The sequence below is a fragment of the Rhodococcus sp. USK13 genome, assembly GCF_018343855.1.
Classification (GTDB): Bacteria; Actinomycetota; Actinomycetes; order Mycobacteriales; family Mycobacteriaceae; genus Rhodococcus_F; species Rhodococcus_F oxybenzonivorans.
The window spans coordinates 4,312,773-4,331,595 of the sequence record NZ_CP069242.1; the positions used below are offsets into that span (position 1 = coordinate 4,312,773).

General features: G+C 68.2%; 18 protein-coding genes. 3 read left to right on the plus strand and 15 right to left on the minus strand.

The features are described 5' to 3' along the window. Window positions 1-3: 3 nt before the first annotated feature. The gene (locus JQT59_RS22370; protein ID WP_213572042.1) at window positions 4-564 is read right to left on the minus strand and encodes a DUF6194 family protein; all 561 of its coding nucleotides are present in this window, start codon (window positions 562-564) and stop codon (window positions 4-6) included. Between the two features lie 243 nt (window positions 565-807). Between JQT59_RS22370 and JQT59_RS22375 the strand changes: the two genes are divergently transcribed. Genes JQT59_RS22375 through JQT59_RS22385 form a run of 3 tightly spaced genes read left to right on the plus strand, consistent with a single transcriptional unit; the run spans window position 808 to window position 3,305 of the window. After that, window positions 808-1,674, plus strand: a complete 867-nt coding sequence (locus tag JQT59_RS22375; protein WP_349307037.1) for a metal ABC transporter substrate-binding protein — start codon at window positions 808-810, stop codon at window positions 1,672-1,674. Beyond that, a complete protein-coding gene (locus JQT59_RS22380; RefSeq protein ID WP_213572043.1) occupies window positions 1,671-2,408 on the plus strand; it encodes a metal ABC transporter ATP-binding protein in 738 nt (245 codons plus the stop codon). Before JQT59_RS22375 ends, JQT59_RS22380 begins: the two co-directional genes overlap by 4 nt. A 6-nt stretch (window positions 2,409-2,414) precedes the next feature. Beyond that, on the plus strand, window positions 2,415-3,305 hold the full coding sequence (locus JQT59_RS22385) for a metal ABC transporter permease (RefSeq protein WP_213572044.1): 891 nt from the start codon (window positions 2,415-2,417) through the stop codon (window positions 3,303-3,305). Here the strand turns inward: JQT59_RS22385 and JQT59_RS22390 are convergent. The 14 genes from JQT59_RS22390 to JQT59_RS22455 form a co-directional block, all read right to left on the minus strand. Continuing rightward, the gene (locus JQT59_RS22390) at window positions 3,271-3,477 is read right to left on the minus strand and encodes a hypothetical protein (protein WP_109330106.1); all 207 of its coding nucleotides are present in this window, start codon (window positions 3,475-3,477) and stop codon (window positions 3,271-3,273) included. The genes JQT59_RS22385 and JQT59_RS22390 overlap by 35 nt on opposite strands. An 80-nt stretch (window positions 3,478-3,557) precedes the next feature. Further along, the gene (locus JQT59_RS22395) at window positions 3,558-4,595 is read right to left on the minus strand and encodes a nucleoside hydrolase (RefSeq protein ID WP_213572045.1); all 1,038 of its coding nucleotides are present in this window, start codon (window positions 4,593-4,595) and stop codon (window positions 3,558-3,560) included. After that, the gene (locus JQT59_RS22400) at window positions 4,592-4,762 is read right to left on the minus strand and encodes a hypothetical protein (RefSeq protein ID WP_249353741.1); all 171 of its coding nucleotides are present in this window, start codon (window positions 4,760-4,762) and stop codon (window positions 4,592-4,594) included. Before JQT59_RS22400 ends, JQT59_RS22395 begins: the two co-directional genes overlap by 4 nt. 61 nt (window positions 4,763-4,823) lie before the next feature. Continuing rightward, window positions 4,824-6,122, minus strand: a complete 1,299-nt coding sequence (locus JQT59_RS22405) for a CoA transferase (RefSeq protein ID WP_249354655.1) — start codon at window positions 6,120-6,122, stop codon at window positions 4,824-4,826. A 77-nt stretch (window positions 6,123-6,199) separates the two neighbouring features. After that, complete coding sequence (locus tag JQT59_RS22410; protein WP_249353743.1) at window positions 6,200-7,108, minus strand: 3-methyladenine DNA glycosylase; 909 nt, start codon at window positions 7,106-7,108, stop codon at window positions 6,200-6,202. Between the two features lie 2 nt (window positions 7,109-7,110). Then, window positions 7,111-8,199, minus strand: a complete 1,089-nt coding sequence (locus JQT59_RS22415) for a hemolysin family protein (RefSeq protein WP_109330098.1) — start codon at window positions 8,197-8,199, stop codon at window positions 7,111-7,113. Next, the gene (locus JQT59_RS22420) at window positions 8,192-9,553 is read right to left on the minus strand and encodes a hemolysin family protein (RefSeq protein ID WP_213572047.1); all 1,362 of its coding nucleotides are present in this window, start codon (window positions 9,551-9,553) and stop codon (window positions 8,192-8,194) included. The genes JQT59_RS22415 and JQT59_RS22420 overlap by 8 nt, the downstream gene beginning before the upstream one ends. 284 nt (window positions 9,554-9,837) lie before the next feature. Beyond that, a complete protein-coding gene (gene guaB1 / locus JQT59_RS22425; RefSeq protein WP_213572048.1) occupies window positions 9,838-11,274 on the minus strand; it encodes a GMP reductase in 1,437 nt (478 codons plus the stop codon). A gap of 3 nt (window positions 11,275-11,277) precedes the next feature. Further along, window positions 11,278-12,156, minus strand: a complete 879-nt coding sequence (locus JQT59_RS22430; protein ID WP_213572049.1) for a DMT family transporter — start codon at window positions 12,154-12,156, stop codon at window positions 11,278-11,280. Between the two features lie 5 nt (window positions 12,157-12,161). Further along, entirely contained in the window at window positions 12,162-13,553 is a 1,392-nt protein-coding gene (locus tag JQT59_RS22435; RefSeq protein ID WP_213572050.1) for a DEAD/DEAH box helicase, read from the minus strand. An 88-nt stretch (window positions 13,554-13,641) separates the two neighbouring features. Then, window positions 13,642-15,090 carry an NADP-dependent phosphogluconate dehydrogenase gene (gene gnd, locus JQT59_RS22440; protein WP_213572051.1) on the minus strand — a complete coding sequence of 483 codons (1,449 nt, stop codon included), beginning with the start codon at window positions 15,088-15,090 and terminating at the stop codon, window positions 13,642-13,644. Window positions 15,091-15,242: 152 nt separating this feature from the next. Further along, the gene (locus JQT59_RS22445) at window positions 15,243-17,123 is read right to left on the minus strand and encodes a DEAD/DEAH box helicase (RefSeq protein ID WP_213572052.1); all 1,881 of its coding nucleotides are present in this window, start codon (window positions 17,121-17,123) and stop codon (window positions 15,243-15,245) included. Between the two features lie 273 nt (window positions 17,124-17,396). Beyond that, window positions 17,397-18,350 (minus strand): M56 family metallopeptidase, encoded by a 954-nt coding sequence (locus JQT59_RS22450; RefSeq protein WP_109335106.1) that lies wholly within the window; start codon window positions 18,348-18,350, stop codon window positions 17,397-17,399. Window positions 18,351-18,376: 26 nt separating this feature from the next. After that, the gene (locus JQT59_RS22455) at window positions 18,377-18,790 is read right to left on the minus strand and encodes a BlaI/MecI/CopY family transcriptional regulator (protein ID WP_109330087.1); all 414 of its coding nucleotides are present in this window, start codon (window positions 18,788-18,790) and stop codon (window positions 18,377-18,379) included. Window positions 18,791-18,823: the final 33 nt, after the last annotated feature.

The window sequence follows — 18,823 nt, forward strand, 5'->3', positions numbered from 1 at the left end:
CGATCATCCATCGTCGCGGCGCGGCGGGGGCGAACTCGGAGGGAAGACGGCGTTCATCGTGCGCTTCGCCAGTGAGTGTCGCGCCCTCGCTCGGCCGTGCGCGAGGGCAAGTAACCCTGGCACGGAGTGCGCCGTCGCCACTCCCGGGTTCAGGATCGATACCCACGATTGGGCTGCGTAGTTCGGGTGGGGGAGCAGTCGGTCCAGTGCGCTGTAATCGATGCCGCTGCTGCGCTGCGCATGTTCGGCCGGTGAGAAGCCGAGTAGTTCGCGGAAGCGGTCCCGGCCGACCGAGACATTGAGACGAAATATGCCCTGCCGGTTCAAGTTCGAGGAGGTGTCCCACCCATCGACGTCGTTCGTCACGATGGTGGCGAACGGGAAACGCTGCTCCGCCGGCGGGTCGCCATCAGGATTGTATGAGAAGAAGGTGTCTCCCCAGGAACTCCGCGGAGCGCCGCCCTCTTCACTGGCCGTCACCACCGTGACCCCAGGCAGTTCGAGAGCCACCGCAATGATGTGTTCCTGCGTGAGAGCTGATGTTTCCGGGTCGTTCGCGGTCATGCAGGCCACCGTAAAACCTCACGCTACGTCAGGTGCAACATCTCGAGACCGCTCACGGTGCGCGCTCGGCGCAGTGACGATCGGCGCTCCGCCGCGTACCTTCCGCGGCGGGATGACCCACACTTGTAGTTTCGGATGGCCGAACATTATGATTCGACTGTGAAAACAACGGACCTCGGGGTGGGCAGGCGGCGACGGGCAACCACGGTCGCGGCGATACTGGCAGCTCTCGCCGCGACGCTGATGCTGTCCGGGTGCGCCGAGGGTGCGGCAGGACCCGCCGACGGCAAACCGGTGGTGCTGACCACCTTCACCGTTCTCGCCGACATCGCGGAGAACGTCGGGGGGGAGCACCTGACGGTGGAGTCGCTCACCAAAGCGGGCACGGAAATTCACGGTTACGAGCCGACACCGGGCGATATCAGGAAAGCGGCCGAGGCCGACCTGATCCTCGACAACGGGATGAATCTGGAGGCCTGGTTCGCCCAATTCGTCGAGGGGCTGGATGTCGAACATGTGGTCGTCAGCGACGGGGTCGAGCCGATCGGCATCGGCGAAGATGCCTACGCGGGCAAACCGAATCCGCACGCGTGGATGTCACCACTGAATGTGCAGATTTACGTCGACAACATGGTCACCGCCTTCAGCGACCTCGATCCTGAACACGCGAGCGACTATCGCACCAACGGTGATGCCTACAAGGCCCGACTACAGCAGGTGCAGGACGAATTGGTCGCCGAGTTGAGCGCGTTGCCGGTCAATGAACGGGCGCTGGTCACGTGCGAAGGAGCGTTTTCGTATCTTGCGCGCGATGCGGGGTTGACCGAGAAGTACATCTGGCCGGTCAATGCCGAACAACAGGCCACCCCCCAGCAGATCGCGTCGACGATCGAGTTCGTCAAGCAGAACCGGGTACCCGCGGTGTTCTGTGAGTCGACGGTGTCGGATGCGCCGATGCAACGCGTGGTGGAAGCCACCGACGCCGCTTTCGGCGGAACCCTCTACGTCGATTCGCTGTCGGAGCAGGACGGACCCGTGCCGACCTACCTCGATTTGATTCGGCACGACGCCGAGACCCTCACCTCCGCTTTGAACGGACAACCGCAGTGACTCCCCAGCCGGCCGTCGAGGTGCAGGACGTCACCGTCCACTACGGTGACGTTCTCGCCCTCGACGGGGTCTCCCTCTCCCTGCAGGCAGGACGGGTGTGCGGCCTGGTCGGGATGAACGGCTCCGGCAAATCCACACTGTTCAAAACGATCATGGGAACGGTCAAACCCGATACCGGCACGGTCCGCATCAACGGCCAGGCCCCGGCCGCCGCGCGCAAAACCGGTGTCCTGGGTTATGTTCCGCAGAGCGAGGAGGTGGACTGGGCGTTTCCGCTGTCCGTGCGAGATGTCGTGATGACCGGCCGCTACGGTCGCATGGGCCTGACCCGGCGGCCCGGGAAAGCTGATCGTTCGGCCGTCGACCACGCCCTCGAACGCGTGGAACTCACCGACTTGGCGGACCGGCAGATCGGGCAATTGTCCGGCGGCCAGAAGAAACGTACTTTCGTGGCCCGGGGAATCGCCCAAGAGGCAACGATCCTGCTGTTGGACGAACCGTTCGCCGGTGTCGACAAACGCTCCGAAGCCACCATCACCACGTTGCTGCGGGAACTCGCCGGTGCAGGTGCGGCCATCCTCGTCTCCACCCATGACCTGCACGCGCTGCCGGCGCTGGCGGACGAGGCGATCCTGCTGATGCGCACGGTGCTCGCGCACGGCGACCCGACGCTCGTTCTGCAACCGGCGAACCTGGCGTCGGCCTTCGGCCTCGACGTGATGACAAGGACCTGACACCCCATGAACGTGATCGACTTCTTCGTCGACCCGCTGCGTTACGACTTCATGGTCCGGGCACTGATGACCACCCTGATCGCGTCGGTGGTATGCGCGGTGTTGTCGTGCTGGCTGGTGCTGATCGGTTGGTCGCTGATGGGCGATGCCGTCTCGCACGCCGTCCTGCCCGGCGTCGTCCTCGCCTACATCGTCGGCGCCCCCTTCGCCCTCGGCGCAGTGATCTTCGGATTCCTCGCGGTGGCACTGATCGGGGTGGTCCGCGACACCAGTCGTGTCAAGGAAGACGCCGCGATCGGAATCGTGTTCTCCACCTTGTTTGCCCTCGGCCTGGTCCTGGTTTCGGTGACTCCGAGCCAAACCGACCTCAACCACATCATCTTCGGCAACCTGCTGGGCGTCAGCCGCTCCGATCTCGTTCAGATCGCGATCCTCGGGGCCGTCGTCTTCGTCGCTCTGATCGTCAAACGCCGCGACTTCACGCTCTACGCCTTCGACCGCACCCACGCCCACGCCATCGGTCTCAATCCCCGGCTGCTGGGGGCCGCGCTCCTGGGATTACTCGCGCTCACCGCTGTGGTGGCCTTGCAGGCGGTGGGTGTGATTCTCGTGGTGGCCATGCTCATCATCCCCGGATCCACGGCCTACCTGCTTACCGACAGCTTCCACCGCATGCTGATCATCGCACCCGCGATCTCGGCCGTCTGCGCGGTCACAGGGCTGTATCTGAGCTATCACCTCGACACTGCCAGCGGCGGCATGGTCGTGCTGTCCCAGGGTGCGGCTTTCGCCGTGGCGTACCTTTTCGCGCCTCGTCAGGGCGTCATCGGTCGCAGAATCACCGCGTCGCGGCGGCGGTCGCTCAGGGAAGATGCATCAGCTGCCCGGCAAGAGTGAACAGTCGGCGGCCGAGCTTCAGGACGGGGATCCCGAGCGGCAGCAGAATCACCGTCACGCAGAGCACCCCACCGACGAGCCACACTACGGCCGCGAGGATTCCCAGGACTGTGCCGAGCAGGGCCGTGAGAATCCCCGTCACCACGCCGAGCAGGCCATTGAGTAAGCGCATGATGACCTCCTGCTACCAGTCTGCGCGCCCGCGGTCCGGCGCGCACCCCCTTTCTGGCGGCACAGACGCGGCCGTCGGCGTCAGCCGACCGATTTGGCGTAGCGGCCGACCCGGTCGATGAGGTCGTCGAAGAACGTGGCCGGGTCGGTGCTCACCGCGATGTCCGCGTTGGGTTCCCGGTTCCAGTGGCCGACCCAGTCGGCGACCGTGGTGCCCCTGGTGAGGGTCCCATGGAGTTCGACGTCGACGGTGGCCGGACGTGTCCGGGCGAGGTCCGGGTTCAACGCCACCGCCGCAGCGAACGGGTCGTGCATGTGCGCGATGAAGCCCTGGTTGTGGCTACGGTGAAAATCCATGTAGAACCGGATGGCGTCCGACAGGTGACGGATCACCGGGTTGCTGGTACGTGACCGGATGTGCGGTGCATCCTCCGGTGAGATGACCTCGGCGGGAACACTTCCCGCCGCTTCGGCGAGACGGCGAACATGATCCGGTGTCATTTCGATGGTCTCGGTGATGTCGAGCCCGCAGAGAATGGGACGCCGGCCCTCCGGGAGCCCGGAGAACGCGTCGAACACCTCCTTCGCGGCCTCGGGGTCGACGGAGACGTTCCATTCGGTGGTGGGGGTGGTGTTGCCCGGATGGTTGTAGGCGCCGCCCATCACCACCAGCCGGTGCAGCAGCCGGGGAAGTTCGGGTTCCGCGCGGATCGCCAACGCCAGATTGGTCAGCGGTCCGGTGACGAGTCCGGTGACCTCACCGGGATGCTCGCGGACGAGTTCGACCCACATCGTCGTCGCGTCCCGCGCCGACAGGGACCGGCCGGAGTCGGGGAGGACGGCGTAGCCGATGCCCTGCGGCCCGTGCGTGTCCTCGGTGGTCCGCAACGGGCAGTCGAGCGGCACCCGCGCACCGAGGGCCACTTCGATGTCGGGTGCACGGCACAGCCCGAGCCAGTTCAGATTGTTGGCTGCGACCTGCTCGACGGGCACGTTCCCGGCGGTGCTGGCGATCCCGAGGATCTCCGCTTCCGGGCTGGCCAGCAGATACAGAAGGGCCAGCGAATCGTCGATGCCGGTGTCGACGTCGACGATCAGGCGCTGCGTGGGGGCGCTCATCCGGCGACGCGGACGGTGGGGCGGTGGCTGACCGGGAAGTTGACCGCCCGCGCGATGAAGCAGTGGGGATGGGCCCAGTGATCGCGGTCGGAGCTGCTCGGCCCGGTGGTCCCCGATCCCCGGTTGCCCGTCCGGATGACAGCCAGGGAGTAGTGGTGTGTCTTCACGCGTCCATAGTGCACGGCGAGGACCGTGCGCGTGGATCGTGGTCTGTCTCCAGGGGACCGGTCAGGTGGTTGCTGCCCACACCGCTGGATCTTCGCCCCACGGGCGGGCAGGGAAAGGGTAGTCGTCGTACTCGGCCAGTGCCGGGCGGCTGGTGACCAAAGTCCCGTGTGACACCAAGGAGTTCGGTCCGGGAACGGCGGCGGCCGGCGGGTCGGCGGACCGGCCGGGTGCACTCAGCAACCACGAACCAGTGCGCGCGAGGGAGACGTCGACGGTCCGGCCGCAGCCGTCGGATCGGTGCGCGGTCAGCGCGTCGACGATGCCGGCGGCAAGCAGGTATCCACTGGCGTGATCGAGAGCCTGCGCGGGCAGCGCGCGGGGGGCGTGCCCACCCTCGACGAGCGAGATACCCGATGCGGCCTGGACGATGCTGTCGAAGCCCCGCCTACCCGCCCAGGGGCCGGTGCGGCCCCACGCACTCACCCTGCCCCGCACCACCTGTGCGGGTGCGCGATCGAGGAGGGTGTCGAGGGCGCCCGGACGGTAGCCGGTGACGACCACATCCGCGTCGGAAAGAAGCTCCTCCCACCGCCTGCGGCCCGCCACCGACGTCACATCGAGCAGCGTCGACCGTTTACCCTGCCCGGTGTCGAGATGCTGGACGGCGATTTCGGGGAGAAACGGCGGGTCGATGCGCAGGACCTCGGCGCCCAGGAGCGCGAGCGTGCGGGTGGCGACGGGGCCGGCGATCACCCGGGTCAGATCGAGAACCGTGATCCCGCTCAGCGGTGTCGTCGCGGAGGTCTGCCCCGACCGCCGCGACCCCGGCGAATGACCGGGATGTACGAGGGTGGGGACCAGGTCACCCGACGCCGCGGCCGCACCCTGCGGGGTGGCCGCCCACGCTTCCTGCGTGCGGACGGCCGACGCCACGGCCTGCGCGCCGAACGCCCGTTCCTCGACCTCGGCCGCGGTGAATTCGCGGAGCCGGTCGGCCACCGCCTCCCGGCCGGCATCCTCGGCGAGGTCGATCGCCCCGAGAAGCCGGCGACGGTGGTGCGGATAGTTGGCGTGGGTACGCACCCAGCCGTCGGAGACAGCAAAGAAGCCGGACAACTCAGCGAACCCGGACACCGGTGCGCCCGCCACCCGCAACAGCCGGTCGCTGGAGAACGCTGCTGCGATCCGCTCGGGGTCGAGCCGCCACGACCGCGGACCCCACCCGCAGGACACCCGGAATCTGTCGACGGCAGTGGCGACGGCCGCGAGCGACCCCGCCGTCAGGGCGAAGACGGGAAGCCGAGCGGCGAGGAAGGCGCCCGGGTCGGGGCACTCGATGAGGTGAGACGCGGGCTGCACACCGACACTGCGCTCGTACTCGGCCAGCAGTCCTGGGAACCCGGTCACCGAACCCCCTCAGCCTCGAACGGCGAACTCTACGACAGCAGTCGACGGCACCGCTCGAGCAGGCCGGCGCGCAGCGGGGCGGCCCGTTGCGCGAGGTGCTGCTGCCGTCGTACGTATTCTGCACGCCCGGAGGGAGTCTCGATGGGCACAGGGGCGTATCCGTACTCGGACAGGTCGTAGGGGCTGGCCTGCATATCGAGTTCGCGTGCGGCGAGTGCCTGCTCGAAACAGTCCATCACCAGGTCCGAGTCGACGAGCGGCCCAAGTTTGTACGCCCACTTGTACAGATCCATGCCCGCGTGCAGGCAGCCGGGTTGCTCGCGGCGGATCTGGCCGTCCCGGTCGAGTGCGGACTCGTTGCGGGGCGCCGCATCAGGGGTGAAGAACCGGAACGCGTCGTAGTGGGTGCAGCGCAACGGCATCGATTCGACCACCGCGTCGGTGCCGTCGAACCCGAGGCGCAGCGGCACCCTGTGGTGGCGGATCGCCTCGGCGCCACCCCGGTAGACCATCGCCCATTCGTGCAGGCCGAAGCAGTTCAGGCGTGGAGTGCGGGCTTCGGTGGCCTCGAGAAGCCCGGCCACGAATTCAACGGTGCTTCGGCGATGCTCGAGCACCGCGGGGTCGACGGTGACAACAGGGTCTCCGTCGACGGTTTCCGACCGGTAGCCGGTGTAGCGGAGGTAGTCGTCGGACCCGGGACCGGTGAGCGCGGTCCCGTAACCTGGGTGCCATCGACGCAGCTGGTTGGGGCGCAAGCTGTAGTAGGTGAAGAGGAAGTCGTGCACCGGATGGCTGATTCCGGCCGCCTTGCGTTCCTGATACGGCTCGACGATTCGTGCCACCCGATCGCGGTGGCGGGTCCGTCGAGCCGTCCAGTCACCGGACGCCAGCACCGCGAGCGGGCGTCCGGTGACCGTGTTGTCCGGTGGCCGCACGGTCAACTCGTCCGCTGCCCCGGGTTCATCCCGTTCACCCGGTGAGTGCCGTCACGCACGGTGCCCACGTACTCCTCGACGAGGTCTTCGAGTGCGACGATCCCCACGATCCGGCCCGACGGGTCCGCGGCCGCACCGAGGTGGGAACTGGCCCGGCGCAGACCCGCGAGTGCCTCGGCGAGCGGTGTGGTGGTCGCCATGCGCGGCAGCGGACGAATATCGGAGCGGGGGATCACGGTGTCCGGGCCGGCGTCCTCGTCGAGGATGTCGTCGAGGACGTCCTTGAGGTGCAAATACCCGAACAGGGAACCGTCGTCGGCGCGGACCGGGTAGCGGGAGTACCCGGTTTCGATCACCGCTTCCTCGATGGCGCCGAGGCGGGTGCCGCCCGCCGACAGCGGCACGGTGCGGACCTTGTCGAGAGGAATCATCACCTCGCTGACCGTGCGGTCGGTCGTTTCGAGCGCCTGGGTGAGCCGACGGTGCTCCTCCGCGTCGATGAGTCCCTCCGAGCGGGACTCGCCGATCATCTCCGACAACTCCACGGCCGAGACGGTGACGTCGAGTTCGTCCTTGGGTTCGACGCGCATCAACCTCAATGTGGCGTTGGCGCACAGGTTGTAGAAGGAAATCAGCGGCCTGGCCAGGGTGATGAACATCAGATGCACGGGCACCAGCAGCATCGCGGACCGTTCGGGTCCCGCGAGAGCGATGTTCTTCGGCACCATTTCCCCGAGCAGGATGTGCAGCACCACGACGAGTGCCAGGGCGACGGTGAACGCCACCGGATGCAGCAATCCGTCGGGCAGGCCGACGGCGTGGAGCGGCACTTCGAGCAGGTGTGCGATCGCCGGTTCGGCGACCTTGCCGAGCAGGATGGAGCAGATCGTGATGCCGAGCTGGGCGGCCGCCAGCATCAGCGACAGGTTCTCGCCGGCCAGGATCACCGTCCGGGCACGTTTCTTTCCTTGCGCTTCGAGCGCCTCGAGGCGGTCACGGCGGGCGGAAATGAGGGCGAATTCGGCGCCGACGAAAAACGCGTTGCCGGCGAGCAGCACGAAGGTGAGCAGCATTCCGAAGAGATCACTCATCGTCGGCCTCCTCCTCGTCCGTCTCCACGGGAACCGGTGTGAGCAGCACCCGGTCGATACGCCGTCCGTCCATGTGGGTCACCGTCGCGATCCACCGGCCGTCGGGGTACAACGCCGTGTCGGGTACGGGCAGTTCCACCTTGTCGCCGTCTACCGGAATCCGGCCCAGATGGGTGAGGACCAGGCCGCCGAGGGTTTCGTACTCGCCCTCCGGTGCGGTGTAGCCGGTGGTCTCGGACACCTCGTCGATGCGCAGCAGACCGGAGCACGACCAGCCGTCGCCGATCCGCTGGACGTCGATCTCCGGTTCGTCGTGCTCGTCGCGGACGTCACCGACGATTTCCTCGATCAGGTCCTCCATGGTGACCATGCCCGCGGTGCCGCCGTACTCGTCGACCACCAGCGCCACCTGCATTCCGTCGGAACGAATCCGCTCCATGAGGGCGTCACCGTCGAGGCTCGACGGCACCACCGGGACCTTCTGCGCGAGGGTGTTGAGGCGGGTGGTGCGGCGACGACCGGCAGGCACCGCGAACGCATGCTTGATGTGCACGATCCCGACGGAGTCGTCGAGGTCGCCGTCGACCACCGGAAATCGGGAGAAACCGGTGCGGGCGGCGGTGTCGATCAGATCGGCCACCGTGTCGGTGGTGGCCAGCGACTCGATTTTCACCCGCGGTGTCATCAATTCCTCGGCGGTGCGTTCACCGAATCGCAGTGAGCGGTTGACCAGCAACGCCGTTCCCTTGTCGATGGCGCCGCGCTGGGCGGAGGTGCGGACCAGGGAGCCGAGTTCCTGCGGTGACCGCGCCGACCGCAATTCCTCGGCGGGCTCGATTCCGAGGCGCCGGACCAGCCAGTTGGCCGTTCCGTTGAGCCCGTTGATCGCCCACTTGAAGATCAGGGAAAACGCGGCCTGCATTCCCGCAGTGGCCCGCGCCACCGGAAGCGGGTGGGCGATGGCCAGGTTCTTGGGGACCAGTTCACCGAACACCATCGAGAACGAGGTGGCGAGGACGAGGGCGATCACCAACGACGTTGCCGCGGCGGCGGATTCGCTGAACCCGACCGCGGACAGCACCGGGGTGATGAACCGGGCCAGGACCGGTTCCGACAGGTAGCCGGTGACGAGTGTGGTGATCGTGATGCCGAGCTGCGCGCCGGACAACTGGAACGACAGCGTGCGGTGGGCGTGCTGGACCTGCCTCGAACGCCGGTCACCGCCCCGGGCGTGCGAATCGACGGTGCTGCGTTCGAGTGCGGTGAGGGAGAATTCCGCTGCGACGAACAGTGCGGTGCCTGCGGTCAAGGCGAGGAAGCCGAGCAGAGCGAGAATGCTGAGTGCGATGTCCATCTGTCATCGCCACCAGGGAAGCGAGGGGAGGCCGCCGGGTTTGTCACCCGGCTCGCTAGAGGAGCCCTCCGAACCGGCGGAATCAGAATCTGATTCTGCTGAGGCAATGACAGGTGGAGCGCTTGCTGCGTGTGTGGGTGCCGCGGGCACCGGAGTCCTTCCGTTCGGCCTCGGCGTCCGGAGAAGTCCGGCACCGAGAACTGGTGTGGTTCAGCGACCCATGATACCGGTGGATGTCCGGTTCCGTGGAACAGGACATCCACCGGCACCTCACGGCGCTGCGGTCACCAACCGGCCGGAAGGGGGCGGCCCTCGGCGAATCCGGCCGCCGACTGCACCCCGAGCACCGCCTGGGCGTGCAGTTCCTCCAGGGTGCGGGCGCCGGCGTAGGTGCAGGTACTGCGCACCCCGGAGCAGATGTGGTCGATCAGGTCCTCGACTCCGGGGCGTTCCGGGTCCAACCGCATCCGGGAACTGGAAATACCCTCCTCGAACAGTCCTTTCCGGGCACGGTCGAAGGCGGTGTCGGTGGCGGTGCGCGCGGCGACCGCACGCTTGGACGCCATCCCGAAGCTTTCCTTGTACGCGTTGCCGGCCTGGTCGACGTGCAGGTCGCCGGGGGACTCATAGGTGCCGGCGAACCAGGATCCGATCATGACGTTCGACGCGCCCGCGGCGAGCGCGAGTGCCACGTCACGGGGGTGACGGACGCCTCCGTCCGCCCAGACGTGCGCACCCAGCGCGCGGGCCTGGGCGGCGCATTCCGCGACAGCCGAGAACTGGGGGCGGCCCACCCCGGTCATCATCCGGGTGGTGCACATGGCGCCCGGTCCGACACCGACCTTGACGATGTCCGCGCCCGCGTCGATCAGATCACGGGTTCCGGCCGCGGAGACGACGTTGCCCGCCACGAGCGGCACACCGAGGTCGGCCTTCTTCAGGGCGCCGAGCGCGTCGATCATTTTCTGCTGGTGACCGTGCGCCGTGTCGACGACGAGGAGGTCGGCGCCGGCGTCGACGAGCGCGCGGGCCTTCGCGACGACGTCCCCGTTGACGCCGACGGCGGCGGCGATGCGCAGCTGCCCCGCCTCGTCGACCGCGGGCTGATAGATGCCGGCGCGGATCGTGCCGGTGCGGGTGAGGACCCCGGCGAGGGTGCCGTCGGGGTTGACGATCACGGCGAGCGAATCGTGCCGGCCCTCGAGCAGTTCGAACACCTCGCGCGGGGTGGCGGTGACCGGGGCCGTGACGAAGTCGGTGAGCGCCACGGACCGCAGTCGGGCGAATCGGTCGACGTCCGAGCAGGCGGCCTCGGTGACCACGCCGACGGGCCGGTCGGTGTCGACGACGACGACCGCGCCGTGGGCCCGTTTGGGAAGCAGCGCGAGGGCGTCGGACACGGCGGCGTCCGGACCGAGCGTGACGGGGGTGTCCGCCACCAGATGCCGGCTTTTCACGAACGACACGGTTTCCGAGACCGCCGGGATCGGAAGGTCCTGCGGAAGTACGACGAGACCGCCCCGGCGCGCCACCGTTTCGGCCATGCGGCGCCCGGAGACGGCGGTCATGTTGGCCACGACGATCGGAATGGTGGTCCCGGTGCCGTCCGAGGTGGACAGGTCGACGTCGAACCGGGAGGTGACCTCGGTGCGGCTGGGCACCAGGAACACGTCGTCGTACGTCAGGTCATAGGGAGGGCGTTGCCCGTCGAGAAACTGCACGTCTCACGACGATACCGGGGAAGTTGCGGCGGTGCCCGCCGTGCGCTGCGCCTGCGACCGGGACAACCCGATGGTGGCGATCAGCATCACCGCGACCGCGCACCCGACCACGATCAGTCCGGGCCCGTCGACGCGCAGGCGTTCGTCGAGGACCGTCATGCCGAGGAAGACGGCGGCGAGGGGTTCGGCGATGGTCAGCGCCGGCAGAGACGCCGACAGCGGGCCCACCTGGAACGCGCGTTGCTGCAGGTACACCCCTACGAGTCCGGCGGCGACCAGTGACCACGTCTGCCAGCTGCTCAGGACCGTCCACAGTCCGCGGGGAACGAGTTCGACCACATATTTGGTAAAGGCGACCGCAACACCGTAGAGGATGCCGCTCGCGGCGCCGAGGAGGAGGGCCCGCCACCCCGGGTCGATCTTCGTCATCCCAGCGAGCGCGGCGGCCGCCGCCACCGACCCGACGATCGCCAGGGGAATGACCCATTCCCGGAACGGGGCGTCGATGTTTCCCTCGGTGGGATTACCGACGACGAGAAACACTGCGAGAGCGGCGGCCAGGGCGACGGCCAGAACCCAGGTGGTCCGGTTGAGCCGGTAGCCGGAGAATTTCGCCGACAGGGGGAGCGCGAACAGCAGGGCGGTGACGAGGAGAGGTTGTACGACGAGCACCGACCCGAGCGCCAAGGCGACGGCCTGCATGATGTAGCCGCCACCGTCACCCGCGACACCGGCCCACCACCGCGGGCTGCGCACCAGCGACGTCATCAAGCCCGCATCCTCGGGGACCGCGGACGCGGCGCTCTGCTGCGCGACCGAGGCACACGCGAAGAGTAGGGCCGCGACCAATGCGCACAGGACCGACGCGAGCGGCAGGGACATGCCTCTCAGTGTGCTCCGCGACTGCGGTGTCCGTGCGGAGTTGAGCCATGTCCGGGATTGCGCCCACGTCGGCTTCCGCCTCGGGCCGGCACCTCACCGACGCGGCCGCGCCGGGACGGGCGATCGCCGGTATCGGCGGCCCGGCGACCCTTCTTCGGGGTGTCCTGGGCGGGCGCCCGGGTGTCCGGTGCGGGCACCGGTTTGCCGCTGGGCCTGCGGGCGCCGGTGAGATCGGCCAACAGCCGGTCGCCGGGGCGCACCTGCACCCCCGCCACGTCGATACCCGCCGTGCGCGTCATCTGCTCGACGGCGGCGCGCTCGTCCTCCGTCACGAGAGTGACCACCACCCCGGCCTCACCGGCCCGCGCGGTCCGCCCGGCACGGTGCAGGTAGGCCTTGGGTTCGGCGGGCGGGTCGACGTGCACCACCAGGGAGATGTCGTCGACATGGATGCCGCGGGCCGCGACGTCCGTGGCCACCAGCACCGGGATCGTTCCGTCCGCGAACGATGCGAGCGTGCGGGTGCGATGGTTCTGGGTCTTGCCGCCGTGCAAGGCGCCCGCCGAGATGCCGGCGGCATGCAATTCGTTCGCCACCCGGTCCACCCCGTGCTTGGTGCGCACGAACATCAGAGTGCGCCCCAACCGCGCACCGATATTTGCGACCACCGAATACTTGTCGTCCCGGTCGACGTAGAGAAGGTGATGGACCATCGTCGTCACCGCGGCCGAAGCGGGCGCCGTCGAATGGGTGACCGGGTCGCGCAGGTAGCGCCGGACGAGGCTGTCCACCTCATCGTCGAGGGTGGCGGAGAACAGCAGTCGCTGCCCCCCCGCAGGTGTTTCGTCCAGGATCCGCACGACCTGGGGGAGGAAACCCATCTCGGCCATGTGGTCGGCCTCGTCGACCGTCACCACGGCAACGTCGTCGAGGGAGACCGAACCCTGACCGAGATGGTCGGCGAGGCGCCCGGGTGTCGCGACCAGAAGATCCACTCCCCGCGACAACACCTCCACCTGGCGCTTGATCGGGATGCCGCCGACCACCGTGGCCACCCGCAGTCCCATCGACAGTGCCGGTTCGTCGAGCGCCCGTTCGATCTGCAATGCCAGTTCCCGGGTGGGAACGAGGACGATTCCGCGGGGAAAGCCGCGGCGACTGGCCGCACCCGCGAGGCGCACCAACATGGGCAACCCGAACGCGAGCGTTTTGCCGGACCCGGTGGGAGCCCGGCCCAGCACATCCTTGCCGGCGAGGGCGTCGGGAATGGTGGCGGCCTGGATGGGGAACGGCGCGCGGATGCCGCTGCGATCGAGGGCATGGGTCATGACCGCGGGCACGCCGAGCCCGAGGAACGTCTCACCCGCCGGTGCGGAGGTGTTCTCGTGTTCGGGCATGCCCAGAAGGCTACCGCCTGGGAGAAGGCCCTCCCGACGCCTCGACCGGGACGTCAGCGCACTGCGTCACGGCCGAGGCGGAGGAAGGTCAGGCCTGCACTTCGCTGCGGTCACCGCTCCACAGCGTGTGGAACTTACCTTCGGCGTCGGTCCGCTCGTAGGTGTGGGCACCGAAGAAGTCACGCTGCCCCTGCGTCAGCGCCGCGGGCAACCGCTCCGCGCGCAGGGCGTCGTAGTAGGACAGCGACGAGGCGAACGCCGGGACCGGAATACCGAGCAGGGTCGCGGTGGACACCACCCGACGCCAGCTGTCGATGGCGGTCTCGATGGCGTCCCGGAAATAGGGCGCGAGGATCAGGCTCGGCAGCGTCGGGTTCTCGTCGTACGCGTCCTTGATGCGGTTGAGGAAACGTGCCCGGATGATGCAGCCGCCGCGCCAGATGGTGGCCAGATCGGCGGGGTGCAGGTCCCAGTCGTATTCGGCGCTGCCCGCGGCGATCTGGTCGAAGCCCTGCGCGTAGGCCACCACCTTCGATGCGTACAACGCCTGGCGGATGTCCTCGGTGAACTGAGCGGCATCGGCGGGCTTGTCGGCGAGCTGACCGGACGCCAGACCGACGGCGGCCTTGCGCTGCTCCCGGGAGCCGGACAAGGCGCGCGCGAACACGGCCTCGGCGATCCCGGTGACGGGCACACCGAGGTCGAGAGCGGACTTGACGGTCCAGCGGCCGGTGCCCTTCTGCTCGGCGGCGTCGACGATCACGTCGACGAGGGCCTTGCCCGTCTTCGCGTCCTTCTGCTTCAACACCTCGGCGGTGATCTCCACCAGATAGCTTTCGAGATCGCCGGAGTTCCACTCGGTGAACACCTCGGCGATCTTGTCGGCGTCGTACCCGAGTGCGTCACGGAACAGGTTGTACGCCTCACCGATCAGCTGCATGTCGGCGTACTCGATGCCGTTGTGGACCATCTTCACGAAGTGCCCGGAGCCGTCGGGGCCGATGTGGGTGCAGCACGGGGTCCCGTCGACCTGCGCCGCAATCGATTCGAGCAGCGGTCCCAGCGCCTCGTACGACTCCTTGGGGCCGCCCGGCATGATCGACGGGCCGTTCAGCGCACCTTCCTCACCGCCGGAGATGCCGGCGCCGACGAAATGCAGGCCTCGCTCGCGCAGCGACGACTCCCGCCGAATGGTGTCCGTGTACAGGGCGTTGCCACCGTCGATGATGATGTCACCCGGCTCCATCGCCGCAGCAAGCTCCTCGATGACCGCGTCGGTGGGGTCGCCGGCCTTGACCATGATCAGTACGCGGCGCGGCTTCTGCAGCGCCGCCACGAACTCCTCGACCGTTTCGGTCCGGACGAAGTCGCCGTCGCCGCCGTGCTCCGCGATGAGCGCATCGGTCTTGGCGATGCTGCGGTTGTGCAGAGCCACGGTGTGCCCGTGCCGGGCGAGGTTGCGGGCGATGTTCGAGCCCATGACGGCCAGTCCCGTCACGCCGATCTGGGCGCGGGCGCCCTCGTTGGTGATAGTCATGGATACAGCATTCCCTCTCGCTCGGCGGTAGAAAAATCGGCGTACGACAAATGAGCCGTCCCAGACAAACATACGAAGGCCGGCCCGCGCATTCGCGCGGGCCGGCCTCGTGTCAACGATGTCGATGTTCAGTTGTGTCCTGCACGCACCGCTCAGCTGCGCTGTTCGCGACGAGGTCCGTCGAAACCGTCGTACGAGCGGCGGTCGGTGCGGCTACGGAAACCACCACTGGTTGCGGCGGGACCCCGGTCCGGCGAGGCCGCAGGACGGCGATCATCCCGGCGGAATCCGCCACCACGGTTGTCGCGGTCCGCGAAGTCGCGGCGGGGTGCGCTGCGGTCGAAGCTCCGCTCACCGGTACCGCGATGGCTCTCACCGCGGTCGCCGTAGTCGCGGCGCGGTGCGCCACTGCTGCTGCCGCCGAACTCACGGCGCGGCGCGCTGTCCCCGAAGTCCCTGCGCGGGGCCCGGTCGCCGAACCCGCGGTTGTCCCGGTCACCGCGGTAGCCGCTGCTCCGGTTGTCGCCACCACGGTTGTCGCCGTCGCGCTGGGGGCGGTCGCCCCGGTAACCACCGGACCGGGTGTCCGACTGGTCACGGCGGGGTCCGCGGTCGTCGAAGCTGCGGCCACCGGACGGGCGGTCACCGAAGCTGCGGCCGCCGGACGGGCGGTCACCGCGTCCCTCGGAGGAGCTGCGGTTTCCGCGGTAGCCACCGTCTCGGCCGCCGAACCCACTTTCACGGCGGGGTCCGCGGTCGCCGAAGCGACGGTCGCCACCACGGTCACTGCGGAAGGCGGGGTCTTTCACCGGTTGCCCGGTGGGGACCTTCGCGCCGGTGATGGTGGTGAGGACCTCGGATCCGGGTGCGACGGGCACTGCCGTGGCGTCGACCCCGGCCATTCCCGTCAGCTTCCGGAAGGTGCGCTTCTGATTCGGGAGCACGATCGCGACGACCGTGCCCTTCTCACCGGCGCGGGCGGTGCGGCCGGCACGGTGCAGGTAATCCTTGTGATCGGCAGGCGGATCGACGTGAACCACCAGGTCGATGCCGTCGACGTGGATGCCGCGCGCCGCGACGTCCGTCGCGACGAGCACAGGGGTGCGGCCGTTCTTGAAACGCTCGAGGACGCGGGTCCGCTGGTTCTGCGCCTTGCCGCCGTGCAGCGACTCCGCGGCGATCCCGACTGCACGCAACCGGTCGGTGATGCCCTCGCAGCCGAGCTTGGTGCGGGCGAACATGATGGTGCGGCCTTCGCGCGCACCGATTTCCGCCAGAACATTGTCTTTCTGGCCGCGGTCCACCAGGAGGACGTAGTGCGCCATCGTGTCGACGCTGGCGCGCCCGTCCTCGGTGGAGTGCTGCACGTGGTCGGGCAGGAACTGCCGGACCAGCGACTGCACCTCGCGGTCGAGGGTGGCCGAGAACAGCAGCCGCTGACCGTCGGCCGGGGTCTCACCGAGGATGGAACGCACCTCGGGCAGGAAGCCCATGTCCGCCATCTGGTCGGCCTCGTCGAGCGCGGTGATCTCGATGGAGTCGAGGACGCAGGTGCCCTGACGCAGGTGGTCACCGAGACGTCCGGGGGTGGCGACGAGGATGTCGACGCCACGGCGCAGCTGGTCGACCTGCTTGGTGAACGGGGTGCCGCCGACCGCCGGGCGCACGGTCAGACCGAGCGCACCCGCGTACGAGTTGAGGGATTCCACGACCTGGAAGGCAAGTTCGCGGGTGGGCACGAGAACCAGGGCGCGGGGACGCTTGGGCGCCGGCCGGTCTTCGTGGCGGGCGAGACGGGTGAGCATGGGCAGGCCGAAGGCCAGCGTCTTACCCGATCCGGTCTGTGCACGGCCGAGAACGTTCTTGCCTGCGAGCGCGTCCGGAACAGCCAGGGCCTGAATGGGCGACGGGGTGGCGATGGAATTCCGGAGGAGAGCCTGCACCAGGGATTCGGGAAGGCCGATCTCGGCGAACGTCACCGTCTCGGTGGTGTTCTCCTCGGAAACAGAGCTGACGTCTTCTGCAGATGTCATGGGGACAGCAGTCACTGGGACAGCGGTCATTTGCACAGCGTTGGTCACGCGGGATACCTCTCCGGGCATTAGGGCGCGTCGCGGAGCGGGGCTGTCATGCAGCACGCACAAAGGGACGAGCCAGGGCACATGTCACCTGGTCAATCCATTCGCGGAAGTGCGGGGAATTGGGCTGTGTGCCGTTTCAGTGTTGATGGGCCGCAGTGGCGACCGTGAACCAGTGTACGGGACGGGCGCCCGGATACCGAACCGGCGGAGTTGTGACGTGAGTGACTACGCCGCCGAGAACAGGCGGCTCAGTTCGGTGAGCCAGGGAACGGCCACCGCGACCGTCGGAACCACCAGGATGGCAACCGACGCCGTGTACGCGGCGATGGCGACCGGCACGGCCGATTCGGAGGAGGCGAGTCGCTGCACCCTCAGCAACGTGCTCGGACCGCCCGCCGCCATCGCGCCCTTCGGCGCCGTGGAGCCGGAGCAGGCGACGAGCGCACGAGCGAGGGCTGTCGGCCCGGTGGCACGCACCGCCGAATCATCGGCGAGCATCTCGACGAGCAACTGCACGGAGCCGAGGGCGGACTTGCTGCGGACCACGGTGGGAAACGCGGCGTTGACCGCGGTGAACGCTTCGAGGACGAGGTCGTGGCGGGCGCGCAGATGCGAACGTTCGTGGGTGAGGATCGCGGTGATCTCGGCGTCGTCGAGATTGGCGAACGTGCCCTGGCTCAACACGACCCGCTGACGCAGGCCGGGTAGGCAGTACGCGATGGGTTCGGTGACGTCGAGGATTCTCAGGTCGGGCGTACGCGCCAGCGGGGACGTCGAGTCACATCGGTCGAGCAGATCGACGAGCATGCGGTGCCGGGCACGACGGCGCCGGGTGCGGAACCCCACCTGAACCACCGCGAACATCAGCTTGGCGCCGACCAGCAGGGTGAGGGCGAACACCACCACGTACAGCAGCCAGAGGGGAAGGCCGAGCGCGTCGATCTCTTCCACCGGCGCGGTGGTAGGCCGTCCGTCCGGACCGGGCACGAGGAGCTGGCTGGCTATCGCGAGACCGGAACTGAAGGCGGACAGGACGGCGGCGAGGGCGATGGCCTGCCACAGCACGAGCGCTGCCCGCGGAGCCCGGTGCGGCCACCGGGCACGGCTGAGCAACGCAGGAACCGGTCCTGCGAGAAGGAGGGCGAGTATGCCGAATACCAGCGCGGTGGTGGCGTCCATGTCCCACTCATCATGCATGACGAACGTCAGACGGCGCGAACGGTTCCCGTCTCGTTGCCGTCGCCGGACCGTTCCTTGGCTTCGAGCGCAGCCAGTGCCTCCCGGAGAGCGTCCGCCTCGTCTGCACCGACTTGGCCGACGAAGTGCACGAGGGCTGCGGCCCGACTGCCGGACTTGTCGGCCTGCTGTAGGGCGTCGACCATGAGGCTGGCGACCAGTTCTTCGCGCTGATGCACGGGCAGGTACCGGTGGGCGCGATCATCGCGCTGCTGGATGACGAGGTGCTTCTTCGCCAGTCGCTGCAGCACGGTCATGACGGTGGTGTAGGCGAGTTCGCGACGCTCTGCCAGAGCTTCGTGCACCTGCCGCACCGTCTGCGGTTCCGAAGTGGACCACAGGTGATCCATCACTGCGCGTTCGAGTTCGCCGAGTCCAGCCATGGTCCGATTCTACGGATACAACGACGCGGATGC

Coding starts and splice junctions, on each gene's coding strand:
- JQT59_RS22370 (WP_213572042.1), bottom strand. CDS start 564: ATGACCGCGAACGACCCGGAAACATCAGCTCTCACGCAGGAACACATC.
- JQT59_RS22375 (WP_349307037.1), top strand. CDS start 808: ATGCTGTCCGGGTGCGCCGAGGGTGCGGCAGGACCCGCCGACGGCAAA.
- JQT59_RS22385 (WP_213572044.1), top strand. CDS start 2,415: ATGAACGTGATCGACTTCTTCGTCGACCCGCTGCGTTACGACTTCATG.
- JQT59_RS22390 (WP_109330106.1), bottom strand. CDS start 3,477: ATGCGCTTACTCAATGGCCTGCTCGGCGTGGTGACGGGGATTCTCACG.
- JQT59_RS22395 (WP_213572045.1), bottom strand. CDS start 4,595: ATGAGCGCCCCCACGCAGCGCCTGATCGTCGACGTCGACACCGGCATC.
- JQT59_RS22415 (WP_109330098.1), bottom strand. CDS start 8,199: ATGAGTGATCTCTTCGGAATGCTGCTCACCTTCGTGCTGCTCGCCGGC.
- JQT59_RS22420 (WP_213572047.1), bottom strand. CDS start 9,553: ATGGACATCGCACTCAGCATTCTCGCTCTGCTCGGCTTCCTCGCCTTG.
- JQT59_RS22430 (WP_213572049.1), bottom strand. CDS start 12,156: ATGTCCCTGCCGCTCGCGTCGGTCCTGTGCGCATTGGTCGCGGCCCTA.
- JQT59_RS22435 (WP_213572050.1), bottom strand. CDS start 13,553: ATGCCCGAACACGAGAACACCTCCGCACCGGCGGGTGAGACGTTCCTC.
- gnd (WP_213572051.1), bottom strand. CDS start 15,090: ATGACTATCACCAACGAGGGCGCCCGCGCCCAGATCGGCGTGACGGGA.
- JQT59_RS22445 (WP_213572052.1), bottom strand. CDS start 17,123: ATGACATCTGCAGAAGACGTCAGCTCTGTTTCCGAGGAGAACACCACC.
- JQT59_RS22450 (WP_109335106.1), bottom strand. CDS start 18,350: ATGGACGCCACCACCGCGCTGGTATTCGGCATACTCGCCCTCCTTCTC.
- JQT59_RS22455 (WP_109330087.1), bottom strand. CDS start 18,790: ATGGCTGGACTCGGCGAACTCGAACGCGCAGTGATGGATCACCTGTGG.